At 72.5% G+C, this 14,709-nt stretch carries 18 protein-coding genes and 1 pseudogene; 12 read left to right on the top strand and 7 right to left on the bottom strand.

Translation table 11 applies throughout. The annotated features are described in order from the left end of the window. The first annotated feature begins 5 nt into the window (after nt 1-5). The gene (locus tag AB0K28_RS38675) at nt 6-233 is read left to right on the top strand and encodes a DUF3040 domain-containing protein (RefSeq protein WP_355427968.1); all 228 of its coding nucleotides are present in this window, start codon (nt 6-8) and stop codon (nt 231-233) included. Between the two features lie 18 nt (nt 234-251). Next, entirely contained in the window at nt 252-740 is a 489-nt protein-coding gene (locus AB0K28_RS38670; RefSeq protein WP_364380001.1) for an NUDIX domain-containing protein, read from the top strand. 71 nt (nt 741-811) lie between these two features. On the opposite strand, the gene AB0K28_RS38665 is transcribed toward AB0K28_RS38670, so the two are convergent. Both AB0K28_RS38665 and AB0K28_RS38660 read right to left on the bottom strand, forming a co-directional pair. Continuing rightward, nucleotides 812-2,032 carry an epoxide hydrolase gene (locus AB0K28_RS38665; RefSeq protein ID WP_364379998.1) on the bottom strand — a complete coding sequence of 407 codons (1,221 nt, stop codon included), beginning with the start codon at nt 2,030-2,032 and terminating at the stop codon, nt 812-814. Beyond that, the gene (locus AB0K28_RS38660; protein ID WP_364379995.1) at nt 2,029-2,481 is read right to left on the bottom strand and encodes a MarR family transcriptional regulator; all 453 of its coding nucleotides are present in this window, start codon (nt 2,479-2,481) and stop codon (nt 2,029-2,031) included. The genes AB0K28_RS38665 and AB0K28_RS38660 overlap by 4 nt, the downstream gene beginning before the upstream one ends. A 127-nt stretch (nt 2,482-2,608) precedes the next feature. Between AB0K28_RS38660 and AB0K28_RS38655 the strand changes: the two genes are divergently transcribed. Further along, the gene (locus AB0K28_RS38655) at nt 2,609-3,172 is read left to right on the top strand and encodes a dihydrofolate reductase family protein (protein WP_364379992.1); all 564 of its coding nucleotides are present in this window, start codon (nt 2,609-2,611) and stop codon (nt 3,170-3,172) included. 201 nt (nt 3,173-3,373) lie between these two features. Further along, nucleotides 3,374-4,366 carry a hypothetical protein gene (locus tag AB0K28_RS38650; protein WP_364379989.1) on the top strand — a complete coding sequence of 331 codons (993 nt, stop codon included), beginning with the start codon at nt 3,374-3,376 and terminating at the stop codon, nt 4,364-4,366. A gap of 187 nt (nt 4,367-4,553) precedes the next feature. Here AB0K28_RS38650 and AB0K28_RS38645 read toward each other — a convergent pair whose 3' ends face one another. Beyond that, on the bottom strand, nt 4,554-5,375 hold the full coding sequence (locus AB0K28_RS38645) for an SAM-dependent methyltransferase (RefSeq protein WP_364379986.1): 822 nt from the start codon (nt 5,373-5,375) through the stop codon (nt 4,554-4,556). A 139-nt stretch (nt 5,376-5,514) separates the two neighbouring features. Between AB0K28_RS38645 and AB0K28_RS38640 the strand changes: the two genes are divergently transcribed. Together AB0K28_RS38640 and AB0K28_RS38635 are read left to right on the top strand one after the other, a co-directional pair. Next, nucleotides 5,515-6,081: a TetR/AcrR family transcriptional regulator gene (locus tag AB0K28_RS38640; RefSeq protein ID WP_364379983.1), complete on the top strand. Its 567-nt coding sequence runs from the start codon at nt 5,515-5,517 to the stop codon at nt 6,079-6,081. Nucleotides 6,082-6,105: 24 nt separating this feature from the next. Further along, nucleotides 6,106-6,489 carry a tautomerase family protein gene (locus tag AB0K28_RS38635; RefSeq protein ID WP_364379980.1) on the top strand — a complete coding sequence of 128 codons (384 nt, stop codon included), beginning with the start codon at nt 6,106-6,108 and terminating at the stop codon, nt 6,487-6,489. Here AB0K28_RS38635 and AB0K28_RS38630 read toward each other — a convergent pair. The 3 genes from AB0K28_RS38630 to AB0K28_RS38620 form a co-directional block, all read right to left on the bottom strand. Beyond that, nucleotides 6,477-6,746 (bottom strand): hypothetical protein, encoded by a 270-nt coding sequence (locus AB0K28_RS38630; protein WP_364379977.1) that lies wholly within the window; start codon nt 6,744-6,746, stop codon nt 6,477-6,479. The genes AB0K28_RS38635 and AB0K28_RS38630 overlap by 13 nt on opposite strands. A 2-nt stretch (nt 6,747-6,748) precedes the next feature. Then, nucleotides 6,749-7,195 (bottom strand): hypothetical protein, encoded by a 447-nt coding sequence (locus AB0K28_RS38625; protein WP_364379974.1) that lies wholly within the window; start codon nt 7,193-7,195, stop codon nt 6,749-6,751. A 238-nt stretch (nt 7,196-7,433) separates the two neighbouring features. Continuing rightward, the gene (locus AB0K28_RS38620; RefSeq protein WP_364379971.1) at nt 7,434-8,075 is read right to left on the bottom strand and encodes a DJ-1/PfpI family protein; all 642 of its coding nucleotides are present in this window, start codon (nt 8,073-8,075) and stop codon (nt 7,434-7,436) included. Nucleotides 8,076-8,253: 178 nt separating this feature from the next. Between AB0K28_RS38620 and AB0K28_RS38615 the strand changes: the two genes are divergently transcribed. Beyond that, nucleotides 8,254-9,291, top strand: coding sequence for a helix-turn-helix domain-containing protein (locus AB0K28_RS38615; protein ID WP_364379968.1), 1,038 nt, complete (start codon nt 8,254-8,256; stop codon nt 9,289-9,291). Nucleotides 9,292-9,333: 42 nt separating this feature from the next. Here AB0K28_RS38615 and AB0K28_RS38610 read toward each other — a convergent pair whose 3' ends face one another. Then, nucleotides 9,334-10,767: an amidohydrolase family protein gene (locus tag AB0K28_RS38610; protein ID WP_364379965.1), complete on the bottom strand. Its 1,434-nt coding sequence runs from the start codon at nt 10,765-10,767 to the stop codon at nt 9,334-9,336. Nucleotides 10,768-10,972: 205 nt separating this feature from the next. Here AB0K28_RS38610 and AB0K28_RS38605 point away from each other — a divergent pair, with 205 nt between their 5' ends. The 5 genes and pseudogenes from AB0K28_RS38605 to AB0K28_RS38585 all read left to right on the top strand — a co-directional run. After that, the gene (locus tag AB0K28_RS38605; protein ID WP_345404508.1) at nt 10,973-12,169 is read left to right on the top strand and encodes a CoA transferase; all 1,197 of its coding nucleotides are present in this window, start codon (nt 10,973-10,975) and stop codon (nt 12,167-12,169) included. After that, complete coding sequence (locus tag AB0K28_RS38600; RefSeq protein ID WP_364379962.1) at nt 12,166-12,975, top strand: citryl-CoA lyase; 810 nt, start codon at nt 12,166-12,168, stop codon at nt 12,973-12,975. The genes AB0K28_RS38605 and AB0K28_RS38600 overlap by 4 nt, the downstream gene beginning before the upstream one ends. Then, the gene (locus AB0K28_RS38595) at nt 12,968-13,834 is read left to right on the top strand and encodes an extradiol ring-cleavage dioxygenase (protein WP_364379960.1); all 867 of its coding nucleotides are present in this window, start codon (nt 12,968-12,970) and stop codon (nt 13,832-13,834) included. Before AB0K28_RS38600 ends, AB0K28_RS38595 begins: the two co-directional genes overlap by 8 nt. Continuing rightward, complete coding sequence (locus AB0K28_RS38590) at nt 13,831-14,193, top strand: hypothetical protein (protein ID WP_345404520.1); 363 nt, start codon at nt 13,831-13,833, stop codon at nt 14,191-14,193. Before AB0K28_RS38595 ends, AB0K28_RS38590 begins: the two co-directional genes overlap by 4 nt. Further along, nucleotides 14,193-14,709: pseudogene (locus AB0K28_RS38585) on the top strand (hypothetical protein); the annotation flags it as partial. The gene AB0K28_RS38590 and the pseudogene AB0K28_RS38585, both read left to right, overlap by 1 nt.

Below are 14,709 nucleotides of genomic sequence, written 5' to 3'. Positions count from 1 at the left end.
ACCCCGTGGACGGCCTGTCGCCCCACGAGCGGCTCATCCTGGCGGAGATCGAGCTGGAACTGCGCCACACCGAGGCGCGCCTGGCCAACCGGCTGAGCGCCTTCAACGCCAGGGCCGGCGAGGACGGGCCGCAGCGCTTCGCCCCGCAGGTCAGCAACTGGGAGGTCGTCGCGGTGCTGGCCATGGTGCTGCTCATCTCCGGCATCATGACGCTTTTCGTGCTGTCCTGCTGACGGTTAGGGTGGCCGGTCGTGGCTCCCCGCATGCGCCGTTCCGTACGCGCGATCATCCTCGACCCCGACGACCAGGTCCTGCTGTGCCGCCACGACACCACCGCAGCCGGCGGGCCCGTCGTGTGGGCGATGCCGGGCGGCGGCGTCGAGCCCGGCGAGACCGACCTGCAGGCGCTGCGCCGCGAGCTGGCCGAGGAGGTCGGGCTACGCGTGACCGCGCTCCCACCGCACGTCTGGCACCAGCGCGCGCTCGTCGACCACGCGCCCGGCTACGACGGCGTCGTCAACGACTACTTCCTCGTGCGCGCGCCCGCGTTCACGCCGCGCGGGGAGTGGGACGACGCGCGGCTGGCCGCCGAGCAGATCACCGGAATGCGCTGGTGGAGCGTGCCGGAGATCGCCGCGGGCCACGGCGACGACCTCTTCTCGCCGCGCGCGCTCGCCGCCACGCTCGGCGCGCTGCTCGCGGGGGGCGTCCCGGCCGAGCCGGTACGGCTGGGCGTCTGACCGTCCTCGCCGGTGCGGCTCGGCGTCCGGGTTCAGCGGCGGCCGCGGAACGTGCGGCCGGGCGTCCGGGTTCAGCGGCGGCCGCGGAACGTGCGGCGCAGGTCCGCGACCCACTCCTGCGGGATCTCCCACGGGATGAAGTGCCCGCCGCGGTCGTGGCAGGTGACCCCGACGTGGTTGTACCAGGCCGCCCTGTCGCTCTCCAGGAACCCGCGAATGCGCTGCTCGCCGGTCGTCACCCCCGGCGGGTTCTCGTAGCTCACGAACGTGATGCCCGTCGGCGCCTCCACCACCGGCCGGCGGTCGTGCGACGGCGTCCACGGGTAGCGGTTGTTGTTGGCGTACGTGCGGACGGACGAGCCGATCGCCTCGCCTGCCCAGTAGATGGTGGCGTGCGTGAGCAGGTCGTCCTTGCTGAACACCCGCTCCACGTCGCCGCCGTTGTCCGACCACTTCGCCCAGCGTTCGAGCATCCAGGAGAGCATCCCGGCGGGCGAGTCGGCCAGGCCGTGCGCCAGCGTGGACGGCGCCATCATGTGCGCGGCCAGGTGCACCGCGAAGCGCCGGTCCAGCTCCATGAACCGGGCGTGCACGTCGGACGGCAGATCGGGCGGGATGGGGGCGCCGCCGCTGAAGTCCCACGCCCGGTCGCCGTTGAAGAAGTCGAGCTTGAGCGCCGAGCCGATGTGGATGGCGATCAGCTCGCCGGCGTACTTGTGGCCGAGCTGCCCCGTCACCAGCGCGCCCACGTCGCAGCCCGCCGCCGCGTAACGCTCGTGGCCGAGCACGCCGGTCATCAGCTCGTGCCAGACGTCGGCGATCTTCCAGAAGTTCATGTCGGGACGCCCGGTGAGCGGCGTCGAGAAGCCGAAGCCCGGCAGCGACGGCACGATCACGTCGAACGACTTCGCCGGGTCGCCGCCGTACGCGGCCGGGTCCGCCAGCGGATCGACGACCTTGGACCAGTGCCAGAACGTCCACGGCCAGCCGTGGCTGAGGATCAGCGGCACCGGGTCCGGGCCCGCGCCGGGCCGGCGCATGAAGTGCACCGGGACGCCGCCGACGTCCACCCGGTAGTGCTCGTAGGCGTTGATCGCCCGCTCGGCCGCCCGCCAGTCGAAGCCGTCGGCCCAGTAGGCGACCAGCTCCTCCAGGTACGCCCGGCGCACCCCGTAACGGCCGTCCTCGTTGCCCGGGTCCGGCGCCCACCTGGTCGCGGCCAGCCTGCGGCGCAGGTCGTCGAGCACCTCGTCCGGCACGTGCAGCGGCACCGGCTCCAGCGGTTTCGTCATGATGGCTCTCCTCGCTCCTCCAGCCCGGCCGCGATCTCGGTCAGGCGGCCCAGCACGCGCGCGACGTCCGCGAGCGCCGCCCGGTCGCCGTCGTCCAGCTGCTCGACCAGGCGGCGCAGGCGCTCCACCCGGTCGGCGCGCCTGGACTCGACGATCCGCCGGCCGTCGGGGGTGAGCGACAGCAGGACCGCGCGCCCGTCACGCGGGTCGGGACGGCGGGACACCAGCCCTTCGCGTTCCAGCTTGGCCACGAGCGCGGTCAGCGCGGGCTGCTTGAGCTGCTCGGTCGCCGTCAGGTCGGTCAGCCGCAGCGGGCCCTTACGTGACAGGGTGTGCAGCACCGACAGCGTCGAGAAGTTGAGCCGGCGAACTGAGGGCAGGCGGATGTAGTACGCGTTGAAGTCCTCGATCGTGGTCGCCAGCTCGCCGAGATCCAGATCGGAGGTCACAGCCGCTTTATATCAAAGTTCGATGTAATTCGGCACCTTACGGTCGCGGTAGGGCGCGCCGTAAACGTTCCGTAAGTCCGCTCCGCCAGGCTTGAGCCAGCTGACCGACCGAAAGGAAGAACCCCTGATGCGTACGCTCAAACTCCAGATCCAGACCACCATCGACGGCTACATGGGCGGCCCCGAGGGCGAGATGGACTGGATGGACTTCAACTGGAGCGACGACGTCGGCGCCTACATCGACGCCATGACCTCCTCGGTCGACTGCATCCTGCTCGGCCGCGAGCTCGCCGGGGGCTTCATCCCCACCTGGGCCGCCGAGCCCCAAGGGGAGAGCAAGGAGACCGTCGCGTGGATGAACGACACCCCCAAGGTCGTCGTCTCCAACACCCTCACCGAGTCGCCGTGGCCCAACGCCACCATCCTCGGCGGTGACCTCGCCTCCGCCATCCGCGACCTCAAGGAGCGGCCCGGCGGCGACATCATCACGTACGGGGGCGCGAAGCTCGCCTCCGGCCTCATCGCGGAAGGGCTCATCGACGAGATCCACCTGTTCGTCAACCCGGTCTCGATCGGCAGCGGCCTGCCCGTCTTCCCCGACGTCGCCGGTCACCAGCGCTTCCGCCTCGCCGGGGCCCGGCCGTTCGAGTGCGGGATCACCGCCCTGCACTACGCGCCCAAGCGCGACTGAGTCTCCGGGGCGGAACGCGGAAGACCGGGTGCCGCTCCGTGAGAAGATCGAGATCATGATTGGACTGCCTGGCTCATGCCGCCCGGGCGCTCACGACGCCCGCGCGACGGCCACCGACTCCTCCGTGACGTCCATCGCGCGGCCGGGGCTGCTCGGCCATGCCGCTGTCGTGGTGAGGGCGGGTACGGTCGAGTGCTGAGCATGCCGAGAGCCCACGACGACGCCGCCGCCGTCCCCGGCGCCTCCGGAGGCGTACACGCGCAGTCCTTGACGTCCCGCGAGCCGGGCACACCCTCCGACGGCGGCGCTCGCAAGGCGCGGGCCGGGAGCGTGGGGCGCATCCCCGGGCTGCGGCCGCGGCGCAAGCCCGGCGACGGCGGCGAGGTGGCCGCGGCCGACGTCGATCTCGTCGACGGGCTGGCCGCGCCGACCCGCCGCACCGTGGTCGCGTGGCTCACCGAGCGGCCGTCGGCGGCCACCCGGCAGGCCAGGTTGCAGGTGCTGGCCGCGTTCCTGCGCTGGCTCCACGACACCGACCCGGCGCTCGAACCGCTCGCCGCCACCGGCGCCCACCTCGACGCCTACTGCGACGGCGCGCTCAGCGGCACCCTCGCCGTCGGCGTGCGCACCCCCGGCAAGCCCCTGTCGCCCGCGACCGTGTCGAGGAAGCGGGCGATGCTGTCGGCGTTCTACACGTTCGCGTGGCGCAGCGGCGCCGTACGCCCGGGGTCCGTCCCGGCGCTGACCCCCGGCGACCGGCGGCTGCTGCGCAAGGGCATCGCCCGGCTGGCCGCCGACGGCAGGCCCGCAGAGGCCGCCGCCGTCGCGCTGCTCGACGCCACCGGCGCGCCCGTCGCGGCGCTGGCCGGCATCACGTTGCAGGACCTGCGGGCGGTGACCGCCGGCGAACCCGCCATCGTCACCGTCCCCGACGGGCGCGGCGACCTCGTCGCCTTCCCCATCCCGGCCCTGGTCAGGCCCCTGCTGCGGACGCTGTCGTCGTCCAGGACCCCGGGCGAGCCGCTGATCAGGCAGGACGACGGGCACCCCGTGGACGCCCGCTGGGTCAAGGACGCGCTCACCGAGGCCGCCCTGGCCGGCGGCATCCCCCGGCGCCGCGCCGAACTCCTCGACCCGCACATGATGCGCGCCCCCACGGTCACGGACCTCCTCCGCACCCGCCCCACTTACTGACCCTTACGGCCCGCCGCCCCGCTCCACGGCCGGCTCGCCCACGGCACCCTGCGGCCCGCCGTCACGCGACGGCGGACCTGCGTGTCTGCGGGGCGGGTGTGGGAGGGCGGGGCTGCGTGTTTGTGGGGCGGAGGTGGGAAGGCGGGGCCGCGTGTCCGCCGGGCAGACGTAGCACGGTGTGTGCGCGTCAGCCGCGCAGGCGGCCTACCGCGCCCAGGACGCCGCCCTTGTCCAGGCCGGGCGCCGGGTGCGGGGCGTCGTCGCGCCAGTGCTGCACCGGCACCACGCCCGGCTCCAGCAACTCCAGCCCGTCGAACCAGCCGCGCACGGTGTCGCGGTCGCGCCAGGCGATCGAGCCGGACGCCGAGCGCCGGTAGACGTCCTGGGCCTCGCCCATCCGCTCCGGCCGGCCCTCGTCCGGCTCGACGTAGCTGTGCGAGATCACCAGGTGGCCGCCGGGCACCAGCGCGCCGCGCAACGTGGCGACGATGGCGGCCACCTCGGCGTCATCCGGGAGGAAATGCAGGACGGCGGCCAGGACGATCGCGACGGGGCGGCCGAAGTCGAGGTGGGCGGCGGCGTCGCGCAGGATGTCGGCCGGCCGGCGCACGTCGCCGTCCAGCACGTACGTGCCGGGGCTGCCGGCGAGCAGCGCCTGGGCGTGGGTCAGCACGATCGGATCGTTGTCGACGTACACGACCTTGGCGTCAGGCGCGACCCTTCGGGCCACCTGGTGCACGTTGTCCTGGGTGGGCAGGCCGGTGCCGATGTCGAGGAACTGCCGTACGCCGGAGGCGGCGAGGTGGTGCACCGTACGGATCAGGAAGCCCCGGTTGGCGCGGGCCATCTCGCGTACGTCGGCGCCTGAGTCGCGGGCGAGCCTGACGATCTGCTCGGCGGCGTCACGGTCGGCGCGGAAGTTGTCCTTGCCGCCGAGGTAGTAGTCGTACATCCGGGCGACGCTCGGAACCGTCGGATCGACGCCCGGTGGAGCCTGCTCATCGGTCATCGCACTGCGCCCTTCCCTCGGCCTGCCCGGATCATAAGCCCGAGATCATCACGCGGTCACGACCCCGTACGCACCCCGAGCAGCGCGGCACGTCATCTCGTAGCCAAGGCGTGGGGCTGTACCTACTAGTATGTTCGGCATGGACACCAGGGAACGGCTCATCGAGAGCACCCGTGAGCTGCTGTGGGAGCGGGGCTATGTCGGCACCAGCCCCAAGGCGATTCAGCAGCGGTCGGGAGCCGGGCAGGGCAGTATGTATCACCACTTCAGCGGCAAGCCCGATCTCGCCCTGGCGGCCATCGATCGCACTGCGAAGGAGCTGAGGGAGCGGGCCGAGGCCGCCTTCGCCGGGCCCGGCACGACCGTCGAGCGGGTCGCCGCCTACCTGCGGCGCGAGCGGGACGTGCTCAAGGGCTGTCCCGTCGGCCGGCTCACCCAGGATCCCGACGTCATGGCCGATCCTGGGCTGCGGCGGCCGGTCGAGGAGACGTTCGCCTGGCTCACCGGGCGGATCGGCGAACTGCTCGAAGAGGGGCGCGCGGCCGGCGAGTTCGACGCCCGCCTCGACCCCGCCGCCACGGCCACCGCCCTCGTCGCCGTGCTCCAGGGCGGGTACGTGCTGGCCCGCGCCGCCGGTGACCCCGGTGTGTTCGCCACCGCCGTCGAAGGCGCGCTCGGCCTGCTCACCCGGTCCGCCCTCTTCTGAGACTCTTCTGGGAGGAAGACGATCATGCCCTTCGTCCGCATCGACGCGATCCGCGCCGACCCCGAGCGGCTCGACGCACTCGGCCGTGCCGTCCACGACGCGATGGTGGAGACCGTCGGCATCCCGTCCGACGACCTGTTCCAGGTGCTGACCTCGCACGACGGCACTCGCAGCGTGATGCGGTACGGCGCCTTTCCCGGCCTGCGCCGGGACGACGACGCCGTGTTCGTCGCGATCACGCTGCGCTCCGGCCGCACGCCGGAGGTGAAGAAGGCGCTCTACCGGCGCATCGCCGAGCTGGCCCACGCGTACGCGGGCACCGAGCCGCGCAACGTGCTCGTCTCGCTGACCGAGAACGAGTCGATCGACTGGTCGTTCGGGCTCGGCGTCGCGCACTACGTGCCCTGACCCTCCAAGGGGGTTCTGGCGAGCAGGCGCAGGGCGAGCAGGCCGCCGATGCCGGGCAGCCAGGCGACGAGGGCGGCGGGAAGCGTACGGCGGGGGTCGCGCGCGGCGGCGACGACCGTGAACAGGTACGCGCACCCGTGCACCGGCCCCGCCAGCGACGAGATCGCGGGCAGGTGCACGGTGAGCACGTTGCCCAGCAGGACGACGAGCGTGGCGAGCTCGACGGCGGCGGCGATGCGCAGGGGTTGACGGTTCACGGTCACACCCCCGTCGTGGAGCCGGGGCGGACGATCATGAGGACGGTCACGACGGCCCAGAGCAGGTTGAACACGCCGGTCACCATCCCTAGCCGGGCGGTCGTGCCGTCGTCGACCCCGTTCAGCAGCCGTTCCTGGCCCGGTAGGACGGCCAGGGCCAGCACCCCGGCGGCGAGTGCGGTGAGGCCGATCGACACGATCAGCCAGGCGTCGGTGAGGACGCCGAGGCTGCTCGCCGTGGCGAACCCGAACACCGGGACGGCCAGGCCGAGCACGGCGTAGACGCGGCAGATCCGGTGCAGCAGCCGGACGGGGGCGACGGAGGCGGCGTCCGCCCCGGCCGCGTGCGCCCGCCGCACCGCCGCCGGGAACATGGAGGCCGCGACCGTGACCGGCCCGACCGCGACGATGGCGGCCAGCACGTGCAACGACAGCAGTACCTTCGTCACGACCGGCCCCCAGCGTCCGAGGCGCGGCACCTCTGTGGTGCCGGCCGGTGAAGGGGGAAGGGCGGGAGCATCCGCCGGCGCGGGTGAAGGGGCATGGGGTGGTACGGGTCCAGGAATGTGGGGTGGTGCGGGTCCGCGGGCGTGGGGTGGTGCGGGTCCAAAGGCGTGGGGTGGTGCGGGGGCTGGGGCATCAAGGGGTGGGGGACTGGTTGGGGTGGGGTGAGAGGCATGGTTGGCCTTACCAGGCGGCGGTGGGGCCGGTGGGGGACCAGGTGGTGCCGCGGCGTTCGTGGGCGAACAGCGTTTCCACGGCGTGCGCGATCTGCGGGCCGGTCTCGCGTTCGACCAGGTAGAGCCCCAGGTCCACGCCTGAGGTGATGCCGGCGGCCGTCACGAGGTCGCCGTCGTCCACCAGCCGGGCCCGCACCGGGCGGGCGCCGGTCGCGGCGAGGGCGTCCAGGCCCTGGTGGTTGGTGGTGGCGTGGCGGCCGGAGATGAGGCCGGCCATGGCGAGGATGAGCGAGCCGCCGCACACGGTGGCGACCAGCGTGCCCTCCCGCTCGAGCGCCAGCTTGGCGAGGGCGGGCAGGCCGGTCTCCAGCGAACGGGCGAGCACGGCCTGCACGGTGTGCTCCCCGTCGCCGGACAGCGCGCCGGCCCCGCCCGGGATGATGACCACGTCGGCGACGGCCGGGTCGAGTGTGCCGGTGGCGCGCAGCGTGAGGCGCGGGATGCCGCTGGGCACCTCGCGGGGACCTTCGGCGGTGACCAGCTCGGCTGTGACGTCACCGCCGGCGAGGGCGGCCGCTTGCAGGACCTCGTACGGGCCGAGGGCGTCGAGCGGGTCGAACCCGTCGAACAGGACCACGTGAACGTGCATGAAGGGATGCTCCTTTCGTCGGCGGCCCACGTTAGGGCGGCGGAGGGGGAGTACCCCAGTGGCTGGATCGACAATTTCCAACGGGTTCTCGCCAACCGGTCGACCCGGGACTGGATCCGGGAGCAGGCGGACGACCTGGGCGTTCATGTGTGGCGGGATCTCGGCTACGGTGGCGGGCATGCACACGGTGGCGGTTCTCGCGACGGACCATGTGGTGGCGGCCGACCTGGGAGTGCCGATCGAGGCGTTCGGGCGGGCGCGGCTGGCCGACGGGCGCCGCCCGTACCGCGTGCTGGTGTGCGCGGCGGAGCCGCAGGTCGCGACCGACACGTTCACGATCTCCGCGCCGCACGGGCTGGAAGCGCTGCGCGAAGCCGACACGATCATGGTGCCGGGCCAGTCGGAACGGGGCACGCCGCCGGGCGAGGACGTCCTGGACGCGCTGCGCGCGGCGGCACGAGACGGCACCCGCATCGCCTCCATCTGCGTGGGCGCCTTCACGCTGGCCGCGGCGGGCCTGCTCGACGGGCGAGGCGCGACCACCCACTGGCTGGCGGCCGACCGGCTGGCCCAGATGTTCGCGCAGGTGGACGTGCGACCCGACGTGCTCTACGTCGACAACGGGCAGATCCTCACCTCGGCGGGCGCCGCTGCCGGGCTCGACCTGTGCCTGCACATGATCCGCCGCGACTTCGGCTCGGCGGTGGCCGCCGACGCGGCCCGGCTGTCGGTGATGCCGCTGGAGCGCGAGGGCGGGCAGGCGCAGTTCATCGTGCACGCGCAGCCGCCGGTGCCGCGCGGCTCACAGCTGGAGCCGGTGCTGGCGTGGATCGAGGACAACCTGGCCAGGGACGTGACGCTGGCCGACATGGCGCGGCGCGGCGGGCTGAGCGAGCGTACGTTCAGCCGCCGCTTCCGCGAGCAGACCGGCACCACGCCGCTGCAGTGGCTGCTGCGGGCCCGCGTACGGCGGGCGCAGTTCCTGCTGGAGACCACCGACCACGGCGTGGAGCGCATCGCGGTGCAGGCCGGGTTCGGCTCGGCCACCGCGTTCAGGGAGCGGTTCAAGCGGGTGGCCGGCGTGACGCCGCAGACCTACCGCGCGTCCTTCCGCACCGCCACGGAAAGCTCCCGCATCGCCACGGAAAGCTCCCGCGCCGCCACGGAAAGCTCCCGCGCCGCCGCAAAAGCGTCCGCACAGCGAGTCAGCGGATAGCGGGCCTCCGTACAGCGGGCCGGCGGGGAAGGACGTGCGTGATCAGAGGCGGTGGGTCGCGTCGCTGCGGTAGTCCGTGTACGTGTACGGGTTGTCGAGCACCTCGGCCGTGGGGATGTCCGGGTTCATGCCCTTCTCCCACGCCTCCTCGCCCATCTCCCCGCGCAGATACTCGACGGTCCTGTCCACCTCGGCGCGGGCGGCGGCGAGGTCGATGCCGACCAGCCGGTGCTCGTGCTTGACCACTCGCCCGTTGACCAGCACCGTGTGCACGTCGCCGCGCTGCGCCTGGAACACCACGTGCCCGAACGGGTTGAGCAGCGGGAACGACACCGGCGAATGATCGTTCTTGATGAGCACGAGGTCGGCCTTCTTGCCGGGCTCGATGACGCCGAGGTCGTCGCGCCCGATGGCCTCGGCGCCGCCCCTGGTCGCCCACTGCGCCACCTGGTCGGCGCGGAGCGCGGCGTGCGTGACGGTCTCGCCCTTGGCGTGCGCCTCCAGGTGCTCGCGGGAGCGGTCGGCGCCGAGCGTGGTGCGCATGGCGGAGAACAGGTCGCCGCTCCACCAGACGCTGGTGTCCATCGACAGCGAGACCGGGATGCCGTGCTGGCGGATCGCCCAGGTGGGCGGGTAGCCCTGGCCGGCGCTCTGCTCGCTCTCGGTGGAGACGGAGATGGAGCCGCCGGTGGCCGCGATGCGGTGGTAGGAGTCGGCCGACAGGGAGGCGGCGTGCACGTAGACGGTGCCGGGGGTCATGAAGCCGTGCTCGTACATGAGCCTGATGCCCTCGTCGCTGGTGGCGCCCCAGACGCCGGCGTGCGTGGTGACGCTGGCGCCGAGGTCGCGGGCCACCTCGAAGGCGGGCTTCTCGGGGAAGGACGGGTCGCCGAGCACGTCGAAGGCGATCTGGAAGCCGAGCAGGTCGTCGCCGGTGATGCGGCGGCGCACGAAGTCGCGGAACTCGGGCGCGGTGGTCCACTCGGCGGGCGGCGCCTGGATGTTGCCGTACGCCAGCACGTACCGGCCGGGCACGGCCTGCAGCGCGTCGGCGGCGGCGTCGGCGTGGTCGGGGGTGCGCAGCCCGTGTGACCAGTCGACGACGGTGGTGACGCCGGCGTCGAGCGCCTCGATGGCGGCCAGGGTGTTGCCCGCGTGGATGTCCTCGGGCCTGAACAGCTTGCCGTACTCCAGGTAGTACCAGACGAAGTACTGGGTGAGCGTCCAGTCGGCGCCGTAGCCGCGCATCGCGGTCTGCCACATGTGCCGGTGGGTGTCGATCATGCCGGGCATGACGATGCCGCCCGTGGCGTCGATCTCGGCGGTGCCCTCGGGCACGTCGAGCGCGGGGCCGACGGCGGTGATCTCGTCGCCGGTGACCAGCACGTCCGTCTCGGTCAGCACCCGCCTGCCGTCCATGGGCAGCACGGTGCCGCCGCGCAGCACCAGGGGCCGCCCGGCCTCGAACTCGGTCATCGTAGGAACTCCTCACGGCACGGGAACGCAGACCCCGCGAACATATGTCCGCACAACGGTCATTTACTTTGCCGTAACTCTACGAGCGCCCCGCCTGGTGTCAAGGGTGCCCGCTGCTGTGGCCCAGGCGTGCGGACGTGTGCCAGAATCCCGATTACGGACATTTGTCCGCTGAACGAACGTACCGAACGAAGGGAAGGGCCGGATGACAGCAGACGCCGCAACGAACGGGCCGGCGGGGGGCGGGCCGCTGTCCGGCGTCCTGGTGGCCGACTTCTCCCGGATCCTGGCCGGCCCGTACGCCACGATGCTGCTGGCCGACCTGGGCGCCGACGTCGTCAAGGTCGAGGGCCCCAAGGGCGACGACACCCGTGGCTGGATGCCGCCCACGCGGGGCGAGGTGTCCACCTACTACCTGGGCGTCAACCGGGGCAAGCGCTCGATCGCGCTCGACCTGCGCGACGAGGGCGACGCCGAGGTGGCCAGAGAGCTGGCCAGGCGCGCCGACGTGCTCATCGAGAACTTCCGCCCCGGCGGGCTGGCCAAGTACGGTCTCGACTACGACGCCGTCACGTCCGCCAACCCGGGCGTCGTCTACGCCTCCATCAGCGGGTTCGGCTCCGGCGAGGGCGCCCGCGTGCCCGGCTACGACCTCATGGTGCAGGCCATCTCCGGCCTGATGAGCCTCACCGGCGAGCCCGACGGGCCGCCGTACCGGGCCGGCATCTCCGTCTTCGACGTCATGGCGGGCAACCACGCCGTCATCGGCATCCTGGCCGCGCTGCGGCACCGCGACGCCACAGGGCGCGGGCAGCACGTCGAGATCAATTTGCTGTCTTCGGCGCTGACCGGGCTGGTCAACCACAGCTCCGCGTACGTGGCGGGCGGGGAGGTGCCGTTCCGGATGGGCAACGCGCACCCCAGCGTGTTCCCGTACGAGCCGCTGCCCACCGCCGACGACGACCTCATCGTCACCGCCGCGAACGACGGCCAGTTCCGCAAGCTGTGCGAGGTGCTCGGCATCCCCGAGATCGCCGACGACCCGCGCTACGCCCGCAACGCCGACCGCACCGCCAACCGCGACGAGCTGCGCCCCATCCTCGTCGAGCGGCTGGCCGCCAGGGGCGCCGTCGAGTGGTTCGAGCTGCTGGTCGAGGCCGGCGTGCCGAGCGGTCCCATCCAGACCATCGACGGCGGGTTCGCGATGGCCGAGCGGTTCGGGCTGGACCCGGTGGTCGAGGTCGGCGAGGGCGAGCGGGCGGTGCCGACCACCCGTAACCCCATCAGGTTCTCCGAGACGCCGGTCAGCTATACGCTGCCGCCACCGGAGCTCGACGAGCACGGAACGGAGCTGCGCAAGTGGCTCACCGGGGCCGGCGAGGAAGGGGAGGAGCGGGCGTGAGCGAGCGCGACTACCCGACGGCGCTCGGGGCGTCGTCACTGAAGACGATCACCCTGCTCGGGCAGGATCTGGCCGGCGACGTCATGGGCGAGGTGGGCTTCGGCGAGCTGGCGTTCTGGCTGGCCACCCAGCGCCGCCCGTCGCCCGGCGAGGTACGCGTCTTCGAGGCGGTGCTGGCCGCGCTGGCCGACCACGGGTTCACGCCGACCGCGATCGTGACGCGGCTGACGTACCTGTCGGCGCCCGACTCCGTCCAGGGGGCGCTGGCGGCGGGGCTGCTCGGCGGCGGCTCGCGCTTCCTCGGCGTCACCGAGGACTGCGGCCGCTTCCTGGACGACGTCATCCAGGAGCACGGCGACCCGCTGCCCGCCGACGACGCCGGCTGGGACGCCCTCGCCCTGCGCACCGTGCGGGCCCGCCGCGAGGAACGCAAGCTCATCCCCGGCCTCGGCCACCACGTGCACAAGGACGGCGATCCGCGCACGCCCAGGCTGTTCGAGATCGCCGCGGAAGAGGGCCTCTACGGCCCCCACTTGTTGCTGTTCGCCGCGATCGGCCGGGTGCATCCCCAGGTGCTCGGCCGTACCCTGCCGCTCAACGGCGCGGGGGTGTGCGGCGCCGCGCTCGCCGACCTCGGCCTGCCGCTGGAGCTGCTGCGCGCGTTCGCCCTGCTGGCCAGGACCGCGGGGCTCATCGGGCAGCTCGCCGAGGAGCTGCGCAACCCCGTCGCCAACGACATCTTCCTGTCGGTGGACCTCAACAACCGGCCCATCGACCCCGAGCCCTACGGAGGTTCGCATGGCTGAACTCGTCGCGGTCATCGCGTCGACCCACCACCCGTTCTACTACCGCGCCTCCACCTCGACGGGGGAGGACCGGCCGCCGTTCGCCGACGAGTGGGTACGCAAGGTCGAAGCCTTCCGCGAGACGTTGACGCGGGCGAACCCCGACGTCCTCGTCATGGTCGGCTCCGACCACTTCCACCAGTTCTGGCTGGACAACATGCCGCAGTTCCTGGTCGGCAAGGCCCCCTTCTACGACGCGAACTTCTACAACGAGGAACGCGAGTTCGGCCTGCCCCGCATGCTCTTCCAGGGCCAGGAGGACCTGTCGGCGCACCTGCTGCGCGGCGGCATGGACATGGGCTTCGACCTCGCCTTCTCCAACGAGCTGCGGATCGACCACTCCATCACGTGCCCGATCATCACCCTGCGCCCGCAGAACGACCTGCCGATCGTGCCCGTCTACACCAACATCTTCGCCCCGCCGCTGCCGCAGCCGAAGCGCTTCATCCAGCTCGGCCAGGCCATCCGCGAGCTGGTCGAGTCGTGGCCGGGAAACCAGCGGGTGGCGGTCATCGGCACCGGGCACCTGTCGCTGGAGCTGGGCGGCCCTCGCCAGTTCGGGCCGCACGGCCCCGACCCCGACTTCGACCGCAAGGCCGTCGAGTGGATCTCCACCGGCGACATCGAGGGCTGCCTGTCGGAGGTCACCCTCGACAGCCTGTGGAACCCGGGCAACGCCACCCACGGCTTCATGGACTTCATGCTGATGATGGGGGTCGCCGGGGAGGGGCGCAAGGCCGACTACGTGGACACCTACGACCTGTTCCACACCATGGAGGCGTACTTCACCTGGTACCGGAACGGAGGCGGCCGCGCATGAGCAAGTACCTGCTGAACAAGTTCCTCTTCACCGTCGATCGCGACCCCGAGCTGGTCGAGCGCTACCGCGAGCAGCCCCGCGCCACCGTCGAGTGGTGGGAGGCCGAGTACGCCAACCGCATCCTCGGCTGCCACTCCGGCGAGTCGTCCACGTGGCTGCGCTTCGACGACGCCGAACGTGAGGCGCTGGCCGGCCACGACTACCCCAAGCTGTTCGAGCTGGGCGCGCATCCGTTCCTCACCTTGACGCTGTTCATCGCGATGTTCGAGCGCGACTACAGCGAGCCGCTGGGCTTCCAGCTGGAGTACGCGCGGCGGCTCGCGCACCACCAGCTGCCGTATCCGGACATCGCCACCTGATGCGGGCCGCGCAGATCGACACGTGCGGCCGGCCGCCGCGCCCGGCCGACCGGCCCGACCCCTCGCCGGGGGCGGGGGAGCTGCTCGTGCGGGTGCTCGCCGCGCCGATCACGCCGCTCGACGTGCTGTGCGCGGGCGGGGCCTCCTACTTCGGGGCGCCCGCGACGCCGTACGTCCCCGGCGTGCAGGGGGTCGGAACAGTGGGCGGGCGGCTGGTGTGGTTCCCCACGCCGGCCGGGATGGCGCCGGGCGACGGGAGCATGGCGGAGCTGGCCTGCGTGCCCGCCGGCGACGTCGTCGAGCTGCCCGGTGACGCCGGCCCCGTCGCCGTGGCGGCGCTCGGGCTGTCGGCGGTGGCCGCGTACCAGGCGCTGACCTGGCGGGGTGAGCTGGCCGCCGGGGAGCAGGTGCTGGTGCTGGGAGGGCTGGACGGACGCGGCCTTGACCTGGACCAGGACCTCGCCCGGGCCGGGGGCTGGGCGGTCGAGGTCGGTGAGATCGAGCACGTCGGGGGAG

Source organism: Nonomuraea sp. NPDC049504 (genome assembly GCF_040676845.1).
Lineage (GTDB): Bacteria > Actinomycetota > Actinomycetes > Streptosporangiales > Streptosporangiaceae > Nonomuraea > Nonomuraea salmonea.
Note: the sequence above shows the minus strand (reverse complement) of the source record. Positions and strands in the feature narration are given on the sequence as shown.

Excerpts from the sequence above, each read along its gene's own strand:
- AB0K28_RS38665 (WP_364379998.1), bottom strand. The coding sequence starts at position 2,032 with ATGACGAAACCGCTGGAGCCGGTGCCGCTGCACGTGCCGGACGAGGTG.
- AB0K28_RS38655 (WP_364379992.1), top strand. The coding sequence starts at position 2,609 with ATGCGTACGCTCAAACTCCAGATCCAGACCACCATCGACGGCTACATG.
- AB0K28_RS38650 (WP_364379989.1), top strand. The coding sequence starts at position 3,374 with ATGCCGAGAGCCCACGACGACGCCGCCGCCGTCCCCGGCGCCTCCGGA.
- AB0K28_RS38645 (WP_364379986.1), bottom strand. The coding sequence starts at position 5,375 with ATGACCGATGAGCAGGCTCCACCGGGCGTCGATCCGACGGTTCCGAGC.
- AB0K28_RS38640 (WP_364379983.1), top strand. The coding sequence starts at position 5,515 with ATGGACACCAGGGAACGGCTCATCGAGAGCACCCGTGAGCTGCTGTGG.
- AB0K28_RS38635 (WP_364379980.1), top strand. The coding sequence starts at position 6,106 with ATGCCCTTCGTCCGCATCGACGCGATCCGCGCCGACCCCGAGCGGCTC.
- AB0K28_RS38620 (WP_364379971.1), bottom strand. The coding sequence starts at position 8,075 with ATGCACGTTCACGTGGTCCTGTTCGACGGGTTCGACCCGCTCGACGCC.
- AB0K28_RS38615 (WP_364379968.1), top strand. The coding sequence starts at position 8,254 with ATGCACACGGTGGCGGTTCTCGCGACGGACCATGTGGTGGCGGCCGAC.
- AB0K28_RS38610 (WP_364379965.1), bottom strand. The coding sequence starts at position 10,767 with ATGACCGAGTTCGAGGCCGGGCGGCCCCTGGTGCTGCGCGGCGGCACC.
- AB0K28_RS38605 (WP_345404508.1), top strand. The coding sequence starts at position 10,973 with ATGACAGCAGACGCCGCAACGAACGGGCCGGCGGGGGGCGGGCCGCTG.
- AB0K28_RS38595 (WP_364379960.1), top strand. The coding sequence starts at position 12,968 with ATGGCTGAACTCGTCGCGGTCATCGCGTCGACCCACCACCCGTTCTAC.
- AB0K28_RS38590 (WP_345404520.1), top strand. The coding sequence starts at position 13,831 with ATGAGCAAGTACCTGCTGAACAAGTTCCTCTTCACCGTCGATCGCGAC.